The 21,666-nt window shown below is 72.9% G+C and carries 27 protein-coding genes; 15 read left to right on the forward strand and 12 right to left on the reverse strand.

Annotation, left to right across the window (positions count from 1 at the left end):
• Nucleotides 1-6: 6 nt before the first annotated feature.
• The 3 genes from ABRP24_RS16450 to ABRP24_RS16460 are packed head-to-tail and all read left to right on the forward strand — an operon-like array spanning nt 7 to nt 3,346.
• Nucleotides 7-1,260, forward strand: a complete 1,254-nt coding sequence (locus tag ABRP24_RS16450; protein ID WP_301581113.1) for an alanine--glyoxylate aminotransferase family protein — start codon at nt 7-9, stop codon at nt 1,258-1,260.
• Nucleotides 1,257-2,516: an allantoate amidohydrolase gene (locus ABRP24_RS16455; protein WP_301601003.1), complete on the forward strand. Its 1,260-nt coding sequence runs from the start codon at nt 1,257-1,259 to the stop codon at nt 2,514-2,516. Before ABRP24_RS16450 ends, ABRP24_RS16455 begins: the two co-directional genes overlap by 4 nt.
• Nucleotides 2,513-3,346 (forward strand): MurR/RpiR family transcriptional regulator, encoded by an 834-nt coding sequence (locus ABRP24_RS16460; RefSeq protein ID WP_027466258.1) that lies wholly within the window; start codon nt 2,513-2,515, stop codon nt 3,344-3,346. The genes ABRP24_RS16455 and ABRP24_RS16460 overlap by 4 nt, the downstream gene beginning before the upstream one ends.
• Here ABRP24_RS16460 and ABRP24_RS16465 read toward each other — a convergent pair.
• Together ABRP24_RS16465 and ABRP24_RS16470 are read right to left on the reverse strand one after the other, a co-directional pair.
• Nucleotides 3,313-3,822: an SRPBCC family protein gene (locus ABRP24_RS16465; RefSeq protein WP_301601005.1), complete on the reverse strand. Its 510-nt coding sequence runs from the start codon at nt 3,820-3,822 to the stop codon at nt 3,313-3,315. The two genes, ABRP24_RS16460 and ABRP24_RS16465, sit on opposite strands and share 34 nt — an antisense overlap.
• The gene (locus ABRP24_RS16470) at nt 3,819-4,394 is read right to left on the reverse strand and encodes a GNAT family N-acetyltransferase (RefSeq protein ID WP_301601006.1); all 576 of its coding nucleotides are present in this window, start codon (nt 4,392-4,394) and stop codon (nt 3,819-3,821) included. The genes ABRP24_RS16465 and ABRP24_RS16470 overlap by 4 nt, the downstream gene beginning before the upstream one ends.
• Nucleotides 4,395-4,437: 43 nt before the next feature.
• Between ABRP24_RS16470 and ABRP24_RS16475 the strand changes: the two genes are divergently transcribed.
• From ABRP24_RS16475 to epsC, 3 genes are all read left to right on the forward strand, one after another.
• Nucleotides 4,438-5,475 carry a dipeptidase gene (locus tag ABRP24_RS16475; protein WP_349849457.1) on the forward strand — a complete coding sequence of 346 codons (1,038 nt, stop codon included), beginning with the start codon at nt 4,438-4,440 and terminating at the stop codon, nt 5,473-5,475.
• 182 nt (nt 5,476-5,657) lie between these two features.
• The gene (gene cysK / locus ABRP24_RS16480) at nt 5,658-6,596 is read left to right on the forward strand and encodes a cysteine synthase A (RefSeq protein WP_027466262.1); all 939 of its coding nucleotides are present in this window, start codon (nt 5,658-5,660) and stop codon (nt 6,594-6,596) included.
• 20 nt (nt 6,597-6,616) lie between these two features.
• Nucleotides 6,617-7,177 carry a serine O-acetyltransferase EpsC gene (epsC, locus tag ABRP24_RS16485; RefSeq protein WP_349849455.1) on the forward strand — a complete coding sequence of 187 codons (561 nt, stop codon included), beginning with the start codon at nt 6,617-6,619 and terminating at the stop codon, nt 7,175-7,177.
• A 151-nt stretch (nt 7,178-7,328) separates the two neighbouring features.
• Here the strand turns inward: epsC and ABRP24_RS16490 are convergent, their stop codons facing one another.
• Nucleotides 7,329-7,622: an excalibur calcium-binding domain-containing protein gene (locus ABRP24_RS16490; RefSeq protein ID WP_371836762.1), complete on the reverse strand. Its 294-nt coding sequence runs from the start codon at nt 7,620-7,622 to the stop codon at nt 7,329-7,331.
• 149 nt (nt 7,623-7,771) lie between these two features.
• Between ABRP24_RS16490 and ABRP24_RS16495 the strand changes: the two genes are divergently transcribed.
• Nucleotides 7,772-8,155: an MmcQ/YjbR family DNA-binding protein gene (locus tag ABRP24_RS16495; RefSeq protein WP_111056255.1), complete on the forward strand. Its 384-nt coding sequence runs from the start codon at nt 7,772-7,774 to the stop codon at nt 8,153-8,155.
• Between the two features lie 42 nt (nt 8,156-8,197).
• Here the strand turns inward: ABRP24_RS16495 and ABRP24_RS16500 are convergent, their stop codons facing one another.
• On the reverse strand, nt 8,198-8,827 hold the full coding sequence (locus ABRP24_RS16500) for an MOSC domain-containing protein (RefSeq protein ID WP_349849453.1): 630 nt from the start codon (nt 8,825-8,827) through the stop codon (nt 8,198-8,200).
• A 180-nt stretch (nt 8,828-9,007) separates the two neighbouring features.
• Between ABRP24_RS16500 and ABRP24_RS16505 the strand changes: the two genes are divergently transcribed.
• From ABRP24_RS16505 to ABRP24_RS16525, 5 genes are all read left to right on the forward strand, one after another.
• The gene (locus ABRP24_RS16505) at nt 9,008-9,844 is read left to right on the forward strand and encodes an alpha/beta hydrolase (RefSeq protein ID WP_301601010.1); all 837 of its coding nucleotides are present in this window, start codon (nt 9,008-9,010) and stop codon (nt 9,842-9,844) included.
• A gap of 124 nt (nt 9,845-9,968) precedes the next feature.
• Entirely contained in the window at nt 9,969-10,118 is a 150-nt protein-coding gene (locus ABRP24_RS16510) for a hypothetical protein (protein ID WP_349849450.1), read from the forward strand.
• Nucleotides 10,119-10,127: 9 nt separating this feature from the next.
• The gene (locus ABRP24_RS16515) at nt 10,128-10,682 is read left to right on the forward strand and encodes an RNA polymerase sigma factor (protein ID WP_110892414.1); all 555 of its coding nucleotides are present in this window, start codon (nt 10,128-10,130) and stop codon (nt 10,680-10,682) included.
• Nucleotides 10,679-11,329, forward strand: a complete 651-nt coding sequence (locus ABRP24_RS16520; RefSeq protein WP_301601011.1) for a hypothetical protein — start codon at nt 10,679-10,681, stop codon at nt 11,327-11,329. The genes ABRP24_RS16515 and ABRP24_RS16520 overlap by 4 nt, the downstream gene beginning before the upstream one ends.
• Nucleotides 11,326-11,634, forward strand: a complete 309-nt coding sequence (locus tag ABRP24_RS16525; protein ID WP_138803911.1) for a hypothetical protein — start codon at nt 11,326-11,328, stop codon at nt 11,632-11,634. Before ABRP24_RS16520 ends, ABRP24_RS16525 begins: the two co-directional genes overlap by 4 nt.
• A gap of 89 nt (nt 11,635-11,723) precedes the next feature.
• Here the strand turns inward: ABRP24_RS16525 and ABRP24_RS16530 are convergent, their stop codons facing one another.
• The 7 genes from ABRP24_RS16530 to ABRP24_RS16560 form a co-directional block, all read right to left on the reverse strand.
• Nucleotides 11,724-12,596 carry a phospholipase gene (locus ABRP24_RS16530; protein WP_349849447.1) on the reverse strand — a complete coding sequence of 291 codons (873 nt, stop codon included), beginning with the start codon at nt 12,594-12,596 and terminating at the stop codon, nt 11,724-11,726.
• A gap of 298 nt (nt 12,597-12,894) precedes the next feature.
• Nucleotides 12,895-13,350, reverse strand: a complete 456-nt coding sequence (locus tag ABRP24_RS16535) for a MarR family winged helix-turn-helix transcriptional regulator (RefSeq protein ID WP_301565678.1) — start codon at nt 13,348-13,350, stop codon at nt 12,895-12,897.
• 176 nt (nt 13,351-13,526) lie between these two features.
• A complete protein-coding gene (locus ABRP24_RS16540) occupies nt 13,527-14,177 on the reverse strand; it encodes a GntR family transcriptional regulator (protein ID WP_349849445.1) in 651 nt (216 codons plus the stop codon).
• 170 nt (nt 14,178-14,347) lie between these two features.
• The gene (locus ABRP24_RS16545) at nt 14,348-14,815 is read right to left on the reverse strand and encodes a DUF1810 domain-containing protein (protein ID WP_349849443.1); all 468 of its coding nucleotides are present in this window, start codon (nt 14,813-14,815) and stop codon (nt 14,348-14,350) included.
• Complete coding sequence (locus ABRP24_RS16550; RefSeq protein WP_051596878.1) at nt 14,812-15,603, reverse strand: YqjF family protein; 792 nt, start codon at nt 15,601-15,603, stop codon at nt 14,812-14,814. Before ABRP24_RS16550 ends, ABRP24_RS16545 begins: the two co-directional genes overlap by 4 nt.
• Nucleotides 15,600-15,998 (reverse strand): hypothetical protein, encoded by a 399-nt coding sequence (locus ABRP24_RS16555; RefSeq protein ID WP_349849441.1) that lies wholly within the window; start codon nt 15,996-15,998, stop codon nt 15,600-15,602. The genes ABRP24_RS16550 and ABRP24_RS16555 overlap by 4 nt, the downstream gene beginning before the upstream one ends.
• Nucleotides 15,999-16,060: 62 nt before the next feature.
• Nucleotides 16,061-17,326, reverse strand: coding sequence for a bifunctional phosphopantothenoylcysteine decarboxylase/phosphopantothenate synthase (locus ABRP24_RS16560; protein ID WP_349849550.1), 1,266 nt, complete (start codon nt 17,324-17,326; stop codon nt 16,061-16,063).
• 64 nt (nt 17,327-17,390) lie between these two features.
• Between ABRP24_RS16560 and ABRP24_RS16565 the strand changes: the two genes are divergently transcribed.
• Nucleotides 17,391-18,182, forward strand: a complete 792-nt coding sequence (locus ABRP24_RS16565) for an NRDE family protein (RefSeq protein ID WP_181438974.1) — start codon at nt 17,391-17,393, stop codon at nt 18,180-18,182.
• Nucleotides 18,183-18,393: 211 nt separating this feature from the next.
• Here the strand turns inward: ABRP24_RS16565 and ABRP24_RS16570 are convergent, their stop codons facing one another.
• Nucleotides 18,394-19,332: an SDR family oxidoreductase gene (locus ABRP24_RS16570; protein ID WP_301581129.1), complete on the reverse strand. Its 939-nt coding sequence runs from the start codon at nt 19,330-19,332 to the stop codon at nt 18,394-18,396.
• 145 nt (nt 19,333-19,477) lie between these two features.
• Between ABRP24_RS16570 and ABRP24_RS16575 the strand changes: the two genes are divergently transcribed.
• Together ABRP24_RS16575 and ABRP24_RS16580 are read left to right on the forward strand one after the other, a co-directional pair.
• The gene (locus ABRP24_RS16575) at nt 19,478-20,587 is read left to right on the forward strand and encodes an LLM class flavin-dependent oxidoreductase (RefSeq protein WP_111233255.1); all 1,110 of its coding nucleotides are present in this window, start codon (nt 19,478-19,480) and stop codon (nt 20,585-20,587) included.
• A gap of 193 nt (nt 20,588-20,780) precedes the next feature.
• Entirely contained in the window at nt 20,781-21,443 is a 663-nt protein-coding gene (locus ABRP24_RS16580; RefSeq protein ID WP_214522251.1) for a hypothetical protein, read from the forward strand.
• Nucleotides 21,444-21,666 lie beyond the last annotated feature (223 nt).

Below are 21,666 nucleotides of genomic sequence, written 5' to 3' on the forward strand. Positions count from 1 at the left end.
ACCAGCATGCTCCCAGTGAACCCACCCGCCCGTCTCCTCATGGGGCCCGGTCCGATCGACGCCGACCCGCGCGTGCTCCGTGCGCTGTCGACGCCGCTCGTCGGCCAGTACGACCCGTGGATGACCTCGACGATGAACGAGACGCAGGCGCTCTACCGCCGCGTGTTCGGCACCCGCAACGACGCGACGCTGCTCGTGGACGGCACCTCGCGCGCGGGGATCGAAGCGGTGCTGGTGTCGCTGCTCGCCCCGGGTGACCGCGTGCTCGTGCCGGTGTTCGGCCGGTTCGGGCACCTGCTCGCCGAGATCGCCGGCCGTGCGGGTGCCGAGGTCCACACCATCGAGACCGACTGGGGCCAGGTCTTCACGCCGTCCGCCATCGAGTCGGCGATCGCCCGCGTCCGTCCGAAGGTGCTGGCGGTCGTGCAGGGCGACACCTCGACCACGATGAACCAGCCGCTCGACGAACTCGGTGCGATCTGCGAGCGGTACGGCGTCCTGCTCTACACCGACGCCACCGCGACGGTCGGCGGCAACCCGCTCGAGGTCGACGCCTGGGGGATCGACGCCGTCAGCGCCGGGCTGCAGAAGTGCCTCGGCGGCCCGTCCGGCAGCGCACCCGTCACGCTGTCGCCGGGGGCCGTGGCCGTGCTCGACGAGCGACGGAGCGTCGAGGCCGGCATCCGCGAACCCGGTGACGACGTCGCCGACGAACCGATCCGGTCGAACTACCTCGACCTCGCAATGATCCTCGACTACTGGGGCCCCCGCCGCCTGAACCACCACACCGAGGCCGCTTCGATGCTCTACGCCGCCCACGAGTGCGCCCGCATCCTGCTCGAGGAAGGCCGCGACGCCGTCGTCGCCCGCCACGAGACCGCCGGGCGGGCGATGCTCGCCGGGGTGCAGGCCCTCGGACTCCGGGTCTTCGGTGACGTCGCCCACAAGATGCACAACGTCGTCGCCGTCGAGATCCCCTCCGACGTCGTCGGCGACCAGGTGCGCGGCGCGATGCTCGACGACCACGGGATCGAGATCGGCACCTCGTTCGGGCCGCTGCACGGTCGGGTCTGGCGCATCGGCACGATGGGCTACAACGCCCGGAAGGACACCGTGGTCACGACCCTGGCCGCGCTCGAGCACACCCTGCGTCGGGCCGGGCACGCGGTCCCGCACGGCGGCGGTGTCGATGCCGCACTCGACGTCTTCCGTGACGACCCCGCAGCGGTCGCTCCCGCCGGGGCCGAGGTGCTCGCGTGAGCGCCGTGCCCGTCCTGAACGCCACCGCCGTGGGCACCGCCGACGCCGAACTCGTCGCCCGCTGGTGCGACGAGCTCGCCGCCCTCAGCGCCGAACCGGGCCGCATCACCCGCGTCTACCTGTCACCGGAGCACGCCCGGGCGAACGCCCTCGTTGCGGGCTGGATGCAGGACGCCGGACTGTCCACCTGGCAGGACGCCGCCGGCAACCTGCACGGCCGGGCCGCGGGCGCGACGCCCGACGCGCCCGTGCTGCTGCTCGGCTCGCACCTGGACACCGTGGTGGACGCCGGCCGGTACGACGGCGTCGTCGGGGTGCTCATGGCCATCCGCACCGCCGCCCGGCTCACCGCCGACGGTCCGCTGCCCGTCGCGCTCGAGGTCATCGCGTTCTCCGACGAAGAGGGCACGCGCTTCGGCAAGGCCCTGCTCGGTTCGTCCGCGGTGGCCGGCGTCTGGGACGACGCCTGGTGGGACCTGGCCGACGGTGACGGTGTCACGCTCCGGCAGGCCTTCACCGACTTCGGCCTCGACCCGGAGCGCGTCGGCGACGCCGCGGTCGACCCGGCCTCGGTGGTCGGCTACCTCGAGGCGCACATCGAGCAGGGGCCGCACCTCGAACAGGCCGGGCAGGCCCTCGGGGTCGTCACGAGCATCGCGAGTGCCCGCCGGTTCTCGGTCGAGGCCGTGGGAGAGGCCCGGCACGCCGGTGGCACCCCCTACGAGCGCCGGCACGACGCCCTGCTCGCCGCCGCCGAGGCTGCGCTCGCGGTGGAACGCATCTGCCGGGCCTCGCACCAGGTCGGCACCGTCGGCACGATGACCGTCGAACCCGGAGCCGTCAACGTCGTCCCCGGGCTCGCACGGTTCTCGGTCGACCTGCGCGGCGAGTTCGACGACGAGCGCGACGAGGTCTGGGACGAACTCACCAAGGCCTTCACGCTCATCGGAGAACGACGCGGGGTGAGCGTCACCCCGACCGAGGTGCACCGTGCGCCCGCGGTGTTCTGCTCGCCCCGGCTGATGGACGCCGTCCGCGCCGGGATCACGTCGACGGGCGAGACCGCGCCCATGGAGCTGTTCTCACGAGCCGGCCACGACGCGATGTCGCTCGGGCTCGTGACCGACGTGGCGATGCTGTTCCTCCGGAACCCCGACGGCATCAGCCACCACCCGGACGAGTTCGTGTCGACGCCGGACATCGCCCTCGGCCTCGACGCCCTGGCCGTCGCCGTCGACCGGGTGGCCCGCGCATGAGCACCGCCGGCCCCGACGTCCGCGCCCGGATCGACTCCGTCTGGGAACAGCTCTCGCCCGCCGAACGACGCGTCGCCGCCATGGTCCGCCACGACCCCGAACTCCTGCTCGTCGGCACCTCCGCCGAACTCGCGGCCGAGTCAGGCACCTCGAAGGCCACCGTCTCGCGACTCGTCCGGTCGCTGGGGTTCCAGGACGCCGCCGAGGTCCGGCAGAACCTGATGTCCGCACGGGGCTCGGGCCTGCCGTGGGTCGCCGAGGACGCCGCCCACGTCGACCAGCGCGCGGTCGAGGCGCGCAACCTCGACGCGGCCTTCGCGTCGCTCGGCCGAGCGGACCGCCCGCGGCTGGCCCGTCGGATCGTCCGCGCCCGCCGCGTGCTCGTCCTCGGTGAGCGCGGCGCCTACCCGATCGCGCTGCAACTGCGGTCCCAGCTGGCGCAGGTGCGGTCCGACGTCCGGGTCGGTCCGTCGCCCGGGCAGCGGCTCGGGGAAGAGGTCGCCGACCTCGATCGGCACGACCTCGTGGTCCTGGTGACCGTGCGTCGGCACACCGCCGGGGTCGAGCGGATCGTCCGGCACTGCGTCGACTCCGGGGCCGACGTCATCGTCCTCGGCGACCCGACGGCCGCGGTCATCGCCGCCCCCGCGGCCACCGCGATCCTGTGCCCGGTCGATTCGCCGTCGGCGTTCGACTCGATGGCCGCGCTGTTCGCCGTCGTCGCCGCGATCACGAACGACGTCTACGACGCCTCCGGCCCCGGTGGCCGGGTGCGGGTCGACGCCGTCGCCGCCGCCTACGACGCGCTGGGGGAGCTCGCTGCGCCCTGATCGCCGTCGGATCCGGCGCGCTGCTCGGCACGCAGTTCGGCGGCGAGCGAGGCGTTGCGGTCGGCGATGAGCCGCGGCATGTACCGGGCCAGGGCGAGCACCTCGGCCAGGCGGCCCAGCGGGCCGAGCGGCGCGCGGAACGTGATGGTGTCGACCATGCGCGTGCCGCCGGCCGACGGCTCGAAGCGGTGCTCGTGGTGGAACCGGGCGAACGGCCCACGCACCTGTTCGTCGACGAACCGGTGCGGCGCCTCCAGGGCGGTGATCCCGCTCGTCATCCGCCAGACGATCCCGAAGTGCCGCGCGCGCCAGGTGACGGTCTCGCCCAGGCCGATCGTGCCCGTCGTCGTGCCGGCGACGGCGCGTTCGTCGGTCGCGGCCATCGAGCGCTCGTGCGCGCCGATGTCGAGCGACAGCGCGAAGGCGCGCTCCGGCGGAACCGGCAGGTCCGTCACGACCCGGAACGAGACGGTCACGACGCCGGCCAGACCGTCGGGGCGGACCGATCGTCGTCGTGCAGCGCGGCGGCGAGCAGCTGGTCGTGCCGGCTGCCGTGGTGCAGAACACTCGACCGGGTACGTCCTTCGAACCGCAGACCGAGCCGTTGGGCGACCGCGGCCGACGCGGTGTTCGTGGCGATCGCGCGCCACTGGACCCGGAGGAGACCGAGTCCCTCGGGCGCTCCGGCGAAGGCCCAGTGCAGCACGCGCTCGGCGGCCTCGGTCAGGATGCCGGAGCCGCGACCATCCGGGTGCATGGCGTAGCCAATCTCGGCGGCCCCGTCGGCGAAGGCGAACAGGCCGACCGTGCCGAGCAGCCGGAGGTCGTCCGCGCGCCGGATCCCGAACTCGTACCGGCTGTCCGCCGCCCAGCCGGCCGCGACGACGTCCGTGATCCAGTACCGTGCCTCAGCATGTCCGTACGGCACCGGCACCGGGGTGTACGCGATCACGTCCGGGTCGTTGGCGTAGGCCACCACATCGTCGGCGTCGCCGAGCTCGGGGGCCGTGAGCACGAGTCGCTCGGTGCGGAGGGTGACCGGTTGCACGGTTCGAGCCTAGCCACGACGGCGCGGGCGGTAGCGTCGGGGGATGACGTTCGACGCGCTCCCGTTCCCGGTCATCGACGGCCACAACGACCTACCGTGGGAGCGCCGTGACAGTCACGACTCCGGCGTCGAGGGCATCGACACCGAGACCGACTCGCTGCACACCGACATCCCGAAGCTCCGTGCCGGCGGCGTCGTCGGGCAGTTCTGGTCGGTGTTCGTGCCCGCAGACGACCCGGACCCCGTGACGACGACACTGCAGCAGGTCGACCTCGCACACCGGATCATCGAGCGCTACCCCGACGACCTCGCGCTCGCCCGCACCGCCGCCGAGGTCCGTGCCGCCGTCGGCTCCGGCCGGATCGCGTCGCTGCTCGGCGCCGAGGGCGGGCACTCGATCGGTGACGACCTCGCGGTCCTCCGGACCCTCGCGCGGCTCGGCGTCCGCTACATGACGCTCACCCACAACGACGACACCCCCTGGGCCGACTCCGCGACCGGGGCGCGTGCGCACGGCGGCCTGACCGACCGCGGGCGGCAGATCGTCGCCGAGATGGAGCGGATCGGCATGCTCGTCGACCTGTCCCACACCGCACCGGCCACCATGCGGGACACCCTCGACGTTGCGACCCGGCCCGTCGTGTTCAGCCACTCGTCGACCGTCGCGATCGACGACCACCCGCGGAACGTGCCCGACGACGTCCTCGCACGGATGGCCGACAACGGCGGCATCGTGATGATCACCTTCGTGCCGAAGTTCGTGTCGCGGGCGTGGGCGGACTGGGAGGAGTCGGGCATGTCCGGCGAGCCACCCCTGGTCACGGTGTCGGACGTCGCCGACCACGTCGAGCACGCGCGTGACGTCGCCGGTGTCGCGCACCTGGGCCTCGGCGGTGACTACGACGGCACCCCGGTGCTGCCGCCGGACCTGCGGGACGTGTCGCGGTACCCGGTGCTCGCGGCGGAGCTCGTCCGGCGCGGCTGGGGCGAGTCGGACCTGCGTGCGCTGGCCGGCGGCAACGTGCTGCGGGTGCTCGAGGCGACCGACGAGCGGTTCGCCCGGACGGCGTTCGTGCGCTGACGCGGTGGGGCGCGGAGGCGTGGCCCGAGGAAGCGGCAATTGGTCCACAGCGTGTGGACCGATTGCTGGGCGCGCACGCGCCGTCACGGACAGGACCGCCTGGGGTCCGGTCGCTAGGATCGGGCGCACACCGCGCCTCCAGGAAGAGCGATGCGCGACCTGAGCTGCGAAGGACGGACCGGATGAGCGGCACCATCTACGAGAACATCTCCCAGGCGTTCGGCAACACCCCGCTCGTCAAGCTGAACCGGCTGCCGAAGGCGGGCGGGGCCGAGGTGCTCGCGAAGCTCGAGTTCTACAACCCGGGCGCCAGCGTCAAGGACCGTCTGGGCGTCGCGATCATCGACGCGGCCGAGGCCTCCGGTGCGCTGCAGGCCGGCGGCACCATCGTCGAGGGCTCGTCCGGCAACACCGGCATCGCCCTGGCACTGGTCGGCGCTGCTCGCGGGTACCGGGTCGTCATCACGATGCCCGAGACCATGAGCGTCGAGCGCCGTGCGGTGATCCGTGCGTACGGGGCCGAGATCGTCCTGACCCCCGGGCCCGAGGGCATGAAGGGTGCGGTCGCCAAGGCCGAGTCGATCGTCGCGGAGACCCCCGGCGCGATCCTCGCCCACCAGTTCGAGACGGCTGCGAACGCCGAGATCCACCGGAAGACCACGGCGGAGGAGATCCTCCGCGACACCGAGGAGCACGTCGACGTGTTCGTCGCGGGTGTCGGCACCGGCGGCACGATCACCGGTGTCGGGCAGGTGCTCAAGGAGCGCGTGCCCGGCGTGCAGATCGTCGCCGTGGAGCCGAAGGACTCGCCCCTGCTCACCGAGGGCAAGGCTGGTCCGCACAAGATCCAGGGCATCGGCGCGAACTTCGTGCCCGAGGTCCTCGACCAGAGCGTCATCGACGAGGTGTTCGACGTCGAGCTCGACGACGCGCTCCGGGTGGCCCGTGCCCTGGCGACGCAGGAGGGCATCCTGTCGGGCATCTCGTCCGGCGCGATCATCCACGCGGCGCTCGAGATCGCCGCACGCCCCGAGAACGCCGGCAAGCGGATCGTCGCCATCGTGTGCGACACCGGAGAGCGCTACCTGTCGACGGTGCTCTTCGAGGGGCTCACTGCGTGAGTCGTCCTCTTCGACGAGGCGTGCTGCGGACCGTCCGGGAGGACCTGTCCGCAGCACGCCGCGGTGACCCCGCAGCCCGGGGCGACCTGGAGAACGCGATCGTCTACTCCGGGTTGCACGCCATCTGGACGTACCGGGTGACCCACCGTCTCTGGAACGCACAGGGGCTGCCCGGGTCCCGGTTCGCGGCCCGGCTGCTCGGGCAGGTCGCACGGTCGGTCACCGGCATCGAGATCCACCCCGGCGCGCGCATCGGCCGCCGGTTCTTCATCGACCACGGCATGGGTGTCGTCATCGGCGAGACCGCGGTCATCGGCGACGACGTGCTCGTGTTCCACGGTGTCACCCTGGGCGGACGCGGGGGCGACCACGGCCCGGGGGCCCGTCGGCACCCGGTGGTGGGGGACCGCGTGGTGCTCGGCGCCGGGTCGTCGCTGATCGGGGCGATCACGATCGGTCCGGACTCCGTCGTCGGCGCCAACACCGTGGTGACGAAGGACGTCCCGGCGGGGTCCGTCGTCACCGGTGTCGCCGGGACTCCGCGTCCCCGGTCCGGGCACGAGGGCGTCCCGACGCTCTGACCGCGCCGGGCACACGCCGGCCGCGTCGCGCCACGGCCCGGGCGCACGCCGGGCACGCAAAACACCGGTGTTCGCGCATCGCACCGCGGTGTGCGGGTGTTCAGCACGCGAACACCGGTGTCGTGCCGGTGTCACCGAGCGCGAGCGAGCGTCAGCTCTTCTCGCAGGCGATGCCGTCCTTGTCGCGGTCGAGCTTGGCGTTCGCCTTGTACAGGGCGTCGTCCTTCTTCACCGTGCCCTTGAGCGCACGGGTGGTGGTCTTACCGCCCGAGACGACCTTGTTGCTCGTGACGGACTTCTTGGCGATGCCACCGGAGTACACCTTCTGCACCGCGGTGCAGTTGGCGTAGGACTTCGGTGCCGCCTGCGCGGTCGAGGTCCCGCCGACGACGACGGTGGTCGCGAGGACGGCGGTGGCGGCGGCGATGCCGAGGGTACGGATGATGCGCACGGGTTCCCCCTGGAACTGGTGGTGATCGCGCGAGCGACCGCCGCGTCGGGTACGCGGCGTGGTGATCCTACGACGTGATCGAGGCTCACGACCCGCCCCCGAACGGGGTGCGCTGTGTCGGCGGCCTGCGGCATCCTGGTCAGATGGACGGCGAGCAGCTGCACGAGATCGCGAGCCGCACGGCCCTGGGGCTGCCGGCGGCACTCGAGACCCAGCCGTTCGGCGAGGGCTCGGTGGTCTACAAGGTCGTCGGCAAGATGTTCGTGATGGTGACCGAGGTCCGTGGGACCCCGATCGTGAACCTCAAGTGCGCGCCGCCGCACGGGGCGGCGCTGGTGCGCGACCACGACGAGATCACGCCGGGGTGGCACATGAACAAGCGGCACTGGATCACGTTGGCACCGGGCGACGGCATCGACGAGACCCTGGTCGAGGACCTCGTGGCGAACGCCTACGACCTGGTGGTCGCCGGGCTGCCCGTGGCGAAGCGTCCGATCGACCCCTCGCGCGGCGTGCTACCGGCCTGATCGGGCTCGAAGGGCTCGACGGGCTCGACGGGCTCGTCGGGATCAGACTCGCGCGGCGACTTTCGACAGGTCCTGGACGACCTTCGGCGCCAGGCGCTCGCCCGATTCGAGCACGGCCCGCGCACGATCGGGTGCCAGGTCGCCGAAGATCTCGCCGATGGTCACCCCGTGTTCCGGCCGGTACGTCACCTCGACGGGGTCACCTGCGGCGACCGAACCCGACTTGACCACGCGGAAGTACGCCCCCGGCCGCCCCTCGTCGGCGAACCGCTTCACCCACTGGTCGATCCCCATGCGCCGCGCGAAGGTGCCGCAGGGCGTGCGGGGGACCGTCACCTCGAGCACGAGGGTGTCGCCGATCCGCCAGCGTTCCCCGGTCACGGCCCCGGTCACGTCGATGCCGCTGGTGCGGATGTTCTCGCCGAACAGGCCGGGCGGGACCTCGCGCTCGAGCAGGTCGGCGAAGTACGCGGCGTCCTCGTCGGCGTAGGCGTACACGGCCTGGTCCACACCGCCGTGGTACTTGCGGTTCGCCTGCACGTCGGCGCGCAGGCCGAGCGGCCGGACCCGGACGCTCCCGGTGACCGGGCGCTTGTCGATGGCGGTGACGCCGATGATGCCGGAGTCCGGCAGCAGGCGGTCGACGCGGCAGACGGCGGTGACGAGCGACATGGAGCCAACTCTGGCGCACGCATGCCCGTGCACCAAGCCGCGCCCGAGCGAGAGCGACACATTGGTGCTGGCGGATGAGTCTCCCTCGGAACTACGGTGAACGAGTTCCGGCCTCCCGCCGACGTGGAGGCAGCGGCCAGCCCGCGTCACGAGTGGAACAGACAACCAGGGAGGCACGAGATGGCGTTCGTCACCACGAGCGATGGGGCAGAGATCTTCTACAAGGACTGGGGGCCGCGCGACGCGCAGCCGATCGTCTTCCACCACGGATGGCCCCTGTCGTCCGACGACTGGGACGCCCAGATGCTGTTCTTCCTGGGCAAGGGGTACCGGGTGATCGCGCACGACCGCCGTGGTCACGGGCGTTCGTCGCAGATCGGCACCGGTCACGACATGGACCACTACGCGAGCGACACGGATGCGCTCGTGCAGCACCTCGACCTGCGGGACGCGGTCCACATCGGGCACTCCACCGGTGGTGGACAGGTCGCACGGTACGTCGCGCAGTACGGCGAGCCGCAGGGACGGGTCGCCAAGGCCGTCCTGGTGTCCGCGGTGCCGCCGATCATGGTGCAGAGCGACTCGAACCCGGAAGGCACTCCCATCTCGGTGTTCGACGGGTTCCGGAGCGCACTCGCCGCGAACCGCGCCGAGTTCTTCCAGGCCGTCGCCGAGGGGCCCTTCTACGGGTTCAACCGTCCCGGCGTCGAGGTCTCGGCCCCGGTGGTCGCGAACTGGTGGCGGCAGGGGATGACGGGCAGCGCCCTGGCCCACTACGAGGGCATCAAGGCGTTCTCCGAGACGGACCAGACCGAGGACCTCAAGGCGATCTCCGTCCCGGTCCTCGTCACGCAGGGCGATGACGACCAGGTCGTGCCGTACAAGGCGGCCTCGCTCAAGCAGGCCGAGCTGCTCAGCAACGCCACGCTCAAGATCTACGAGGGGTACCCGCACGGGATGCTGACGACCCACGCGGACGTCATCAACCCCGACCTGCTCGCCTTCATCCAGCAGTAGGACGAGCCGACAAGCACGACGTCAGGGGCGCACACCGGAACCGTCCGGGTGCGCCCCTGACGTCGTGTGTGACGAAACGGGTGCGACGCACGTCCCATCGGTGACCACACCACGAGGAGCCGACGTGACCCGCACCGCTGCAGTCCCCAGGAACGCCCCCGCACACGTGCTCGCCCTGGCGCGTGTCCGCGCGCTCGCCGCCCGGCCGGCCGGACCCTTCAGGGTCGTGCCGGCACGCCGGCGCACCCAGCCGTTCACCATCCACCACCAGTAGAAGGAACGCGTGCACCACCAGTCCCTCGCCGAGCTCGACGACGCGGTCCTCGCCGGCCGGTCGTCCGACGGCGACGTCCGGGCCTTCGAGGTCCTGATCCGTCGCCACACCCCGCTGCTCCGCGCCTACGCCCGTCGGACCCTCGGTTCCACCGACGAACTCGACGACGTCGTGCAGGAGACCTTCATCACCGCGTGGGACCGCCTCGACTCCCTCGAGGACCTCGCGCGCGTGAAGTCGTGGTTGATGCGCATCCTCAGTAGGAAGTGCCTCGACCGGATCCGCGCACGGCGCATCCACGACGACGTCACCGAGCTCGAGGTCGCCGCGCCGGCCGACGACGCTCCCGACCGGGTCGCCGAAGCGCGCTCCCGCGAGGACGCGGTGGAACGCGCGCTGGCCGAACTGCCCGAAGCCCAACGACGGTGCTGGATCATGAAGGAGGTGCTCGAGTACCGGTACGAGGAGATCGCCGCCGAACTCGACCTGCCACCATCGACGGTCCGGGGACTGCTGTCCCGAGCGAGGAAGAACATGATCCGACTCATGGAGGGATGGCGATGACCGACCACGACGGCATCCGGCCGGACCTGCCCGACAGCCCGGAAGCACTCGACGCCCTCGAACCCGGTGACCTCGACGGCCACTCGATCGACGAGCTCACCGACTACCTCGACGCCGGGATGCAGCCGGCGGACCCGAGCATCGACGACTCGCCCGCCTGCCAGAACGCCCTGGCCGCGATCATCCGCGTCCGCCACGCGTCGCTCCGCTCGCTCGAGGCGGCCGCCCGCGACGAGGCCCCGGCCGACGAGTCCTGGATCAGCGGCGTCCTGGCGAACATCTCGATCGAGTCCCGCTCCGGTCGCGACGTCCCGCTCCGCCCCCTGTCCGAGACCGAGCGCCCCGTGATGACCGAGGGGGCCATCCGGTCCCTGATCCGCCGCACCGGTGACGAGGTCCCCGGCGTCCTGGTGGCCCGCTGCCACCTCGACGGCGACGTCACCGAACTCGCGTCCCCGATCCGGGTGGTCGTCGAGATCGCGATCGCGTCCGGTCCCTCGATCCCCGCGACCGCCGAGCTGGTCCGCACCGCCGTGGCCGGCGCCCTGGCCGAGCAGACCGACCTGCTCGTCGAGGCGGTCGACGTCGTCGTCCGCGACCTGCTGCCGGACCCCGAGCCCGGTACCGACCCCGAGGAGGCCCGATGAGCACCACCGACGAGACCCTCGCCGCGATCGAGGCCGCCGTCCTCGAGGTCCCCGGCGTCACCGACCTGTACCGCTCCCGCCCGACGGTCGCGAGCGCCGTGCAGGCGGTCCGCAGCATCGCCACGAGCACCGGACCGCTCCGGGTCGTCGTCGACGACGGCGCCCTGCGTGTCGTCATCGGCACCGACGGCTTCCGCCCGGCTCCCGAGGTCGCACGCGCCGTCCACGACGTCGCCCTGGCGACCGCGGCGGCGCACGGCCTGGCGCTCAGTCGCGTCGACGTGCGCGTCGCGCGGGTGGGCTGACCGCGACCAGAAAACGCAACGGGAGGCCCGTGGCGGATCCGCCACGGGCCTCCCGTCCGTCTGCTGGTCGCCTTCGCGACCCGCGCCGATCAGTAGAAGTTGTTCGCCTGCGAGTGCCCCCACGCCGCGCACGGGGTGCCGTACGCCGAGCTGATGTACTGCAGGCCCCAGGTGATCTGGGTGGTGGCGTTGGTGCGCCAGTCCGCGGCGATCGTGGCCATCTTCGAGCCGGGGAGCGCCTGCGGGATGCCGGTCGCGCCGCCGTTCGCGTTGACGGCCTGGTAGTTCCAGCCGGACTCCTTGGTCCACAGGTTGTCCAGGCACTGGAACTGGTCGGCACCCCAGCCGTACTCCGACGACGCGAGCGAGGTCGCCGTGGCCTTCGCGCCGGCGACGGTGTTGCCGGCGGCGAGCTTCCGGGCGGCCTCCGCTGCCTCGGCGGCGGCCTTCCGCTCGGCTGCGGCCTTCGCTGCGGCCGCGGCCTTCGCGTCGACGTCCCGCTTGTCCTGCGTGGCGCTCGCCTGCGCGACGTCGGTGGCTGACGCGACCGTCGTCGAGATCCGGTTCGTCAGCGCAGCGCCGGACAGGTCCGGGTAGTCGCTCAGGGCGTCGACACGCTGTTCGAGCGCCGAGGTGTCGACCTTGTCGTTCGCGGTCTGCATGACGGTCTTCGCCGTGGTGATCGTGGCGGCGGCCTGGGCGCGGTCGAGCGCGGTACCACGCAGGGCGGGCTCCGCGGTCGCCGAGGCGCTCGCGGTGCCGGTCGGCATGCCGAGGGCCTCACCGATGGCGGGCTGCGTGCCGACGGTCAGGGCGCCACCGGCGACGGCGAGGACCGCCGCGCCGCCGACGATCAGCGTCGCGCGGTGCCGCAGGGCCCGGCGCATCCGGCGGGTGGGGGTGTTCAGGGCCTCACGTCGGGTCGAGGCGGTGGTGGTGGGGAGCTCAGGGGTGTGTCGCATCGGTTCCGCAGGTCGGCGGCTCGGTGGGGGAGGGACTCCTGCTCGCGCGACCGAGGTCGTACGGGCACGCCGGAGGCTGGCGGTGTCGGTGACACCGTCGGCGACGACGAGGAGTCCTCGAGCCGGTGAGGACCGGACGGTGGTGTGGGGCCCGTCCGTCCGCCGGGCGCAGCCGTGGGGTGGCCGCGGTCAGGCGGAGCCGACACCATGACCGGTCAGACTGGGCAGCGCGTCCAGGAACGCTGGCAGAACGGTCCGTCCACCGCTTGGTAACGGTTCGGTAACGGTCGTGCGGAGCCTAGAAAGTGTGAGGTTCCTGGGCGTGCTCGCCCTGGGCGACACGCTCGAGCGCGGCCAGGGCGCCGGCGATCGCCTGGACGTCCGACTCGTCGAGCTCGGCGATGAGCTCGGCGACGATCCCGGTGCGGTTCGCGCGGGCCCGCTCGACCGCTTCGATGCCCTCCGGCGTGGCCGTCACCATGAACGCCCGGCCGTCGCGCGGGTCGGCCTCGCGCTGGATGAAGCCGCGCTGCTCGAGCTCGGTCAGGATGCGGGTCATCGTGGGCTTCGTGACCACCTCGATCCGCGACAGGTCGCCCGGGCGCAGGGGTCCGTGCCGTTGGATCGACGCGAGCGCCGACACGATGCCGTACCCGAGCGAGGCCGAGTCGGTACGGGCCCGGCGGTTGATCCGACCGACCGCGGCGGCCAGGCGTGCGGCAACCTCGGTACGGTCCGTCGGGCGGGGGTTCATGTGCTGCTCCGGGTGCCGGGTTCAGGTGGTCGCCAGCGATGCTATCGGTCCGCGCGGCCTCTGGACTGGGAGCGTCACGCGCGTGCCCGGGCCACCGACCGGGAGGCCCGTGGAACGTCGACCGCCCGCCTCGCGTCGGCGAGACGGGCGGTTCCTGTACGCGGGTACAGGTGGACTCAGTGCTTCTCGCCCGGCAGCTGGTGGATCGCCTCGGTCGCGAGCTCGGCCGCGACGTTGTCGCCGGACTCGGTCGCTGCCCGGAGGCGCCGGAAGTCCTCGGTCATCCGGTCCCAGTCGACCAGCACGTCGAGGTTCGGCAGCCGCAGCCGGAAAGCGAGGCCGTCCATCGTGTCGCGGCAGACGCGCTGCAGGTTCTCGTTGCCGCACTCGACGACGTACAGGGCGAAGACGTCGAGCGCGTCGTGGTTGACGGCGGCGACCTCGTGGGCCTCGAGCTCGGTGATCGTCTTGTCGAGCTGCGCGAGGATCTTCTTCCGGGCAGCCGACCCCAGGCGCGGGACCGCGAGTCGGACGACGCCGCCGAACAGCACGCCGAGGGTCTGCATCGCCTGGACGACCTCGGTCGGGTCCGGCGTGGTGACACGGGTGTACCGGTTCGGGGCCATCTCGATCAGGCCGGCGCGGGACAGCTGGCTGAGGGCCTCGCGGATCGGCGTGCGGGAGACACCGAGCCAGGAGATGAGCTCGTCGTCGTTCAGGCGTTCGCCGGGCAGGAGCGTGCCGTCCATGATCGCGTCGTGGATCTTGTGGCGGACGGTGTCACGGAGCAGCTGGTGCTCGGTCGGGGCGCTGCGGGGGACCGGCATGCGTTCTCCTTCGGGGGCGGTGGCGTCGGGGCGCCGGGCGAACGGGCACGGTCGGCATCGCACGTGCTCGCATCACCGTACCTGATATGACAACGGCGTTCCGATCGGCTCAGGGCGTGTCAGTGTGGACGTTCAGATGCCGGTGACCCGCGCCGCGTACGGCGTGTGCGTCACCCGTGTTCCGAGCGCTCTCCGAGCAAGCGGAGCGTGGCCGGGTCCTCGGCGCCGTCGTACCAGCGCTCGAGCACGGCGACGAACGGCTGCGGGTCGGCCGCGGTCCGGGCGAAGAGCGTCATCGACGACCGGAGCTTCACCGCGTCGATGCCCCCGAGCAGGGCATCTGCGGAGTGGGCGGGGGCGTGGCGTGCGACGTCGGTCGCCGCGAGCAGACGGGGCCCGAGCACCGGGTGTGCCAGGTAGGCGCGGGCTTCGTCCGTCCCGGTGATCGCGTAGCGCACGGCCGTGGCGCTCCGCCCCAGGCCGGCCAGCTGCGGGAACACGAACCACATCCAGTGCGACGACTTCCGGCCCCGACGCAGTTCGTTGAGCGCGACGTCGTGGACACCCTGCTGGGCCCGGACGAAGCGGTCGAGGTCGAACGGGTCGTCGGCCTGTGCGTCGGAGCGTGCGTCGGTCACCGGACGACCCCGCCCCAGCCGTACCGGACGGTCGTGCCGTCGACCACGAGCAGGGAGTCCGGGGCCCGGTCGAACAACCCCGGCATGCCGACGGCGTCGGGCAGGTCACCCTCGAGCCGGTCGAGCGTGGCCGAACGGGTGGTGAGCACCGGGTGCTGCCGCTGCCAGAACAGGGTCTGCGCCAGGTACCGCGCGTGGATGCCGGCGCGGGTGGTGAGCTCGGCGGCCAGCGGGGTGTCGACGACCTCGCCGGCGGTCACCCGCACCGAGGCCGCGTGCTTCGGCCGTGCCGCACCGGTCGGGCGTTCCTGCCGGAGCGACCGCGCCCACCGCACCGGGTGCAGCGCGCGGGTCGGGTGCCGGACGGATCGGTGCGCCACCGCGTCACCGCGGCGACGGGACCGTGCGTGCGCGAACGTGTACGGCACGCCGAGCAGTGCGTGCGCGGCCACGATGGCGGGCACGTTCGCGGTGTCGACCGTGCGGTAGGTCACTCCGCGCCGCCCCTGGTCGTCCACCGTGAGCACCTCGATCGTGACCTCGGTCATGGTGCCGAGCCGCCCGGCAGAGGGGAACGGCGGCACCCGGGTCTCCCGGAACACGTACGCCGACAGCCCCACCCAGGCGCTGCCGTCGACCACGTCCGGACGGGTCCCGCGGGGGACGAGCCGCTGCAGCGACGCCGGGTCGTGCCGCCAGTGCGCGAACACGATGTCCTCCCACGCGTGCTGGGTGACCGGGCGGTGCAGCAACGGCACCGCCGCGCGCGTCCACGACGGCTGGGTCACGGCTTCGGTGCGTGCCGACCGACGCGCACGCCCCACAGCACCAACGGCGCCTGCAGCGGGAGCCGCAGCACCGAGACCAGACGCATCGCCCGGCTCGAGCGGGGGTGGTCGAGCAGGTCGTTCGCCATCTTCACGTTGGCCGGGAACACCGCCGCGAACAGCGCCGCGGCGGCCCACCCCGAGGCGCGGCGGGTCGCGGGGAACGCGAGCCCGGCGGCGATGCCGAGCTCGGCCACGCCGGAGGCCAGCGTGGTCAGCCGCGGGGGCAGCGCGTCCGGCACGATCCGGTCGAAGTGGGTCGGGCGCAGGAAGTGCACGGTGCCCGCTGCACCGAGGGCCACCGCCAGGATGGTGGCCGTGCGGTTGGCACGTCGGATCCGCTCACGTCGTCGCATGCGCCCCATCGTGCTCGCCGGTCCTCGGAACCACGTCAGTGCCCCTTCACGTCAGTGCCCGTTCACGTCAGTGCGGTCGCGACGAGGTCGAGGACCACCGTCGCCACCTCGGCCTTCGTGCCGGAGGTCTCGCGGACCACCTCGCCACCGGGCACCAGGACCTCGATCGCGTTCTCCTCGCGCTCGAACCCGGCCGACCAGCCGACGTGGTTCACGACGAGCAGGTCCGCGGGCTTCCGGCTGATCTTGGCGCGCCCGAGCTCGATCCGCGCGTCGCGGTCGGGTTCGGTCTCGGCGGCGAACCCGACGATGATCTGCCCCGTCCGCCGTGCCGCCACGAGGTCGGCGAGCACGTCCGGGTTCCGCACCAGCTCGAGCGTCATGCGCTCGCCCTGGGCGTCCTTCTTGAGCTTCTCGGTGAGCACCTCGGCCGGACGGTAGTCGGCGACGGCGGCGGTCATCACGACGACGTCGGCTTCGGCGGCGGCGGTGTGCACGGCCTCGGCGAGTTCGAGCGCGGACCCGACGGGCACCACGGTCGCGTCCAGCCCCGCGGTCAGCGAGCCCTCGACGTTCGCGGCGACGAGGGTCACGGATGCACCACGACGGACGGCATCGGCGGCGATCGCGATGCCCTGGCGGCCGCTCGAGCGGTTGCCGACGAACCGCACCGGGTCGAAGGGCTCGCGGGTGCCGCCCGCGCTGACGACGACGCGGACGCCGGCCAGGTCGCCCCGTTCGCCCCGGGCTCCGGTGCCGGGCCCCGAGCGGTCCGCGTCGCGACGGCCGGCCGGTGTGGGGTGCTGGTCGAGCACGGCGAGCACGGCGGCGACGATGTCCTCGGGCTCCGCCATCCGACCGATGCCCGCATCATCGCCGGTGAGTGCGCCGACGACCGGGCCGACCAGGTGGACGCCGCGGTCACGCAGGGTGGCGACGTTCGCCCGGGTTGCGGGGTGCTCCCACATCTGCGGGTGCATCGCGGGGGCGACCACGACGGGAGCCTCGGTCGCGAGCAGCGTCGTGCCGAGCAGGTCGCTCGCCAGGCCGTGCGCCATCCGGGCGAGCGAGTCCGCGGTGGCCGGGGCGATGACGACCAGGTCCGCCCGGCGACCGAGCGCGACGTGGCGCACCTCGGCGACGTCGTCCCACACGCTCGTGGTGACGGGGTTGCGGCTGAGGGCCTCGAGCGTCGGCAGTCCGACGAAGCGCAGGGCGCCCTCGGTCGGGACGACGTGCACGTCGTGGCCGCGCTTGACCAGGTCGCGGACGACCCCGACGGCCTTGTAGGCGGCGATGCCCCCGGTGATCCCCACGATGACGGTCAGGGCGCGCTCTGCTGCTGCGTTCACCTGGCTCACGCTACCGGGGCCACGTGCGAGGATCGACGGCATGTGCACCGTCGTCGTCCGCGTCGACCCCGGGTCCGCGTGGCCCGTCACCGTGCTCGCCCTGCGGGACGAGTCGCCCGAGCGTCCGTGGGACCCGCCCGCTGCCTGGTGGCCGGACCGCGACCCGGACCTCCGTGGTGTCCGTGACCGCTCCGCCGGTGGTGCGTGGCTCGCCGCGTCCGACCGAGCCGGCCTGGCCGTGGTGCTCAACCGCGCCGAACCCGTGACGAGCGTCGACGGCACCTGGACGACCCGCGGCGTGGTGCCGGTGGACGCCGTCGCCGACGACCTGCTGCCCGGTCACGACGGCACGTTGCCGACCACGCGGGCCTTCAACCTGGTGCGCGCCACGGCCGAGGGCGCCTCGGTGCTGACCTGGGACGGCGAACAGGTCCGCACCACCGACCTCGGCCCCGGCGTCCACATGGTCACGCACGGTGCGGCCGACGACCCCGCGGCGCCGCGCATCGGTCGGTGGCTCGAGGCCTTCCGTGCCGTCGACGCCCCGTCCGGCCCGCCGGTGCTCGGCCCGTTCGACGAACTCCGCACCGTGGACTCCGGTGGCGACGCCGGGGACGGCTGGGGCGGCTGGTTCGGCGTGCTGGCGGAGTCCGCAGCGCTGCCGAGCGACCACCCCGACGCGATCCTCCGCGACGTGCACGAGGCCGAGGGCCACATGACGACCCTGTCCATCGTCGCCGCGGCGATCGCGCCGGGCCGCACCGTCCTGCAGCACGCCCGCCTGACCGAACCCGGTCGGCTGGACGGGTCGGTGGAGCTGCACCGCGCCTGACGCCGGCGGTGTGCCGGACCCGCCCCGGGCCTCCCGGCCGCGCCCCGCGTCCGCGTCCCGGCGCGCACGACGTCCGAGTGGTGCGAGGTTGCGTCCTCGGTGCGACCCGCACCCCCTCGCACCACGTCCGGAACCTCGCACGGGTCGCGGCGCCCCTCGCACCGTGCGAGGGGCGCGACCAGCGCGGCCAGCGCGACCCCCGCGACCGCGGCTAGAGCGGTGGGCGCGTCCCGGTGAGGTCCTCGGCGACGGCCCAGAGCGAGCGGGCGAGGTCGGCGCTCCGCGCGGATCCGGGGATCGACACGGTGGTGGTCGGGCCGGTCATGCCGAACGGACCCGAGGGGCCGTAGTACGCGCCGCCCACGGCGTTCGGCCCGACCGCCGCGTAGAGCAGCGGCTCGGTGCCCTGCTCGACGGCCTGGGTGAACGGCATGGCGCGGTTGCTCGACCGCACCGGCTTCGACCGACCGAGCGAGCGTCCCGCGGCCTGCAGGTTCGTCCGGGTGTAGCCGGGGTGGGCGGCGGTGCTGACCAGGGGCACGTCGGCCTCGACGGTCAGGCGGTGCAGGTGCAGCGCGAGGAGCAGGTCGGCGAGCTTCGACTGCGCGTAGGCGCGCCAGCCGTTGTAGCCGCGCTCCCACTGCAGGTCGGCGAAGCGGATCCGGCCGGGGATCGCGGCGAGGCTCGACATCGTGACGACCCGGGGTGCCTCGGCCAGGGGGCCGTCGGCGAGGGGCGTGCGCGCACGCAGCAGCGACGGCAGCAGCAGGTTCGTCAGGGCGAACGGGCCGAGGAAGTTCGTGCCGAACTGCAGCTCGAAGCCGTCGACGGTCTCGAAGCGCTCCGGCGGCGCCATCACGCCGGCGTTGTTGACCAGGACGTCGATCGGACGTTCCTCGTCGACGATGCCGCTGGCGAAGCGGCGGACGCTCGCCAGGTCGGCGAGGTCGAGTTCGCGGACCTCCACGTCGGCTGCGGGGTGGGCGGCGCGGATGCCGGCGGCGGCGGTCTCGCCCTTCTCGGTGCTGCGGACGGCGAGCACGACGCTGGCGCCGGCTCCGGCGAGGCGCAGGGCGGCCTCCTGTCCGGTGCCGCTGTTGGACCCGGTGACGACGATGCGGCGTCCGGTCTGGTCGGGGAGGTTCGGCATGCGGGTGACCGTACTCGTCCGGGCTGGCCGAGCCCGGCCGCGCGCCGCCCGGGCCCAGTCCCGGTCCGGCCGCTGACCCCGTGCGCGCACGCCGCCGCCGTGCTATGTTGATGCAAACGCATGGAAGTGCGACCAGGAGGACACCATGAGCAACGCATTCGGCACCGACCGTCCCTCGGACGTCCCGCCGCCCGCACCCGACCGGATCGGACCGCTGCAGCTCGGCCTCGACACCTTCGGCGACGTCACCGAGCGCGCCGACGGCAGCCTGCAGTCCGACGCGCAGAGCATCCGCGACGTCGTCGACCAGGCCGTCCTCGCCGACCAGGTCGGCGTCGACTTCATCGGCGTCGGGGAGCACCACCGAGCCGACTTCGTCGTGAGCGCCCCCGAGGTCGTCCTCGCCGCGATCGCCGCCAGCACCGAGCGCATCCGGATGGGTTCCGCGGTCACGGTGCTGTCCTCCGACGACCCCGTCCGCGTGTACGAGCGCTTCGCCACCGTCGACGCCCTGTCGAACGGCCGCGCCGAGGTCATCCTGGGCCGTGGATCCTTCACCGAGTCGTTCCCCCTGTTCGGCTACGAGCTGAGCGACTACGAGGTCCTGTTCGAGGAGAAGCTCCAGCTCTGGGCGGCCCTGCGCGGCGGCGACGCCGTCACCTGGTCCGGCACGAAGCGCGCGGGTCTGGTCGACCAGGACGTCTTCCCGAAGCTCGAGCACGGTGCCATCCCGACGTGGATCGGTGTCGGCGGCTCCCCGCAGTCGGTCATCCGTGCCGCGTCGTACGGCCTGCCGCTGTTCCTCGCCATCATCGGCGGGCAGCCGGCCCAGTTCGCCCCGTTCTCCCGCCTGTACCGCCAGGCCCTCGCGCAGCTCGACCTGCCGCAGCAGCCCATCGCGATGCACTCGCCGGGCTTCGTGGCCGCCACCGACGAAGAAGCCGCCGAGCGCTACTGGCCGTACCACAAGGCCGTCACCGACCAGCTCGGCCGGGAGCGCGGCTGGCCGCCCCTCGACGTCGCCGGGTACCGCGCGAGCCTGTCGGCCGGCGGTTCGCTCTACGTCGGCTCCCCGGAGACAGTCGCCCGGAAGGTCGCGCGCAACATGCGGATCCTCGGCGCTTCGCGCTTCGACATGCGGTACGCCACGGGTCGTCTGCCGCACGCCGACATGATGCGCTCGATCGAGCTCTACGGCACCGAGGTCGCACCCCGCGTGCGCGAGCTGCTGGCGCAGCCCGTCCCCGTCGCCTGACGGACGCGGGGTCCGGTCCGGTCCGCAAAACACCGGTGTTCGCGCTCCACACCACCCTTCGCGGGTGTTCGGAGCGTGGACACCGGTGTCTTGCGTTCAGGTTCCGGCGGGCAGCGGGCGCGCGGGCAACGGCCGGGAGGCCCGGGGCAGCCGCCGAGATCGGCTCACGGGGGCCGCGGGTACGGTCCAGGGCATGTCGTCACGCCCCGACCACGCCTCCGGTCCCGCTGCTGGCCACGCCTCCGACTCCGTCGTCGAACGCCGGTTCCGCGGCCGGATCATGGGCGTCGGCACCACCTCGGGCGTCCGGATCGTCGTCGGGATGTGGGACCGCTCGCCGTTCGGCCCGTTCACGGACGTGTTCCTCGAACTCCCCGACGGCACCAGCGTGCTGCTCGCACCCGACGAGATCGTCGCCGCGTACGTCTCCGGCACCTACCGCTTCGACACCGTCTCGGTCGTCGACGTCCGCGCCCGCCGCACCGCTGGCGGCCTCGAGCTGTCCGCCGGGGCGCTGCAGGCCTCGATCGACGTCGGCGGCATCTCGCCGCTCGGCCGGATCCTGCGCATCGTCCCGAAGCCGATCGCCCGCGACCCGCGCTGGCTCGCCGCGATCGACCCCGTGGCACGGCTGCTCGCGCCTGGGTCCGGCACGGCGGGATCGGCGGGCAACGGTCGGCGCGAGTACTACGGCGTGACCGGCGCGCACGACGTCACCGGCGTGCGGGGGACCTGGGCGGGGGAGCCGCTCGGGGACCTGGCCCCGCTCGACCCGCCCGTGGCGTTCGGCTTCGCCTCGATGCCGAAGATCCCGCAGGTCGTCGACGTCGAGACCACCATCCGCGAACCCGCCTGACCCCGGCCTCCCTGCCGCGCGCCCGGCCCCTGTCCCACTTCGTGAGCAGGAACGGTCGGTTCGCCGGTGTGGAGGCGACATCGTGTGCTCACGATCCCGACGTCGTGGACAGCACGCGTGCCGGGCGGGGGCGGCGTGGCGGACGTGTGCCGGGCCTCCAGGCCGACCTGGACCGGACCACCTCGACGCGCGGGGCTGACGCGTCCAGCGCCGGAGGGGCACA

This window comes from Curtobacterium sp. WHRI 8282 (assembly GCF_040223925.2).
GTDB classification, from domain to species: domain Bacteria; phylum Actinomycetota; class Actinomycetes; order Actinomycetales; family Microbacteriaceae; genus Curtobacterium; species Curtobacterium flaccumfaciens.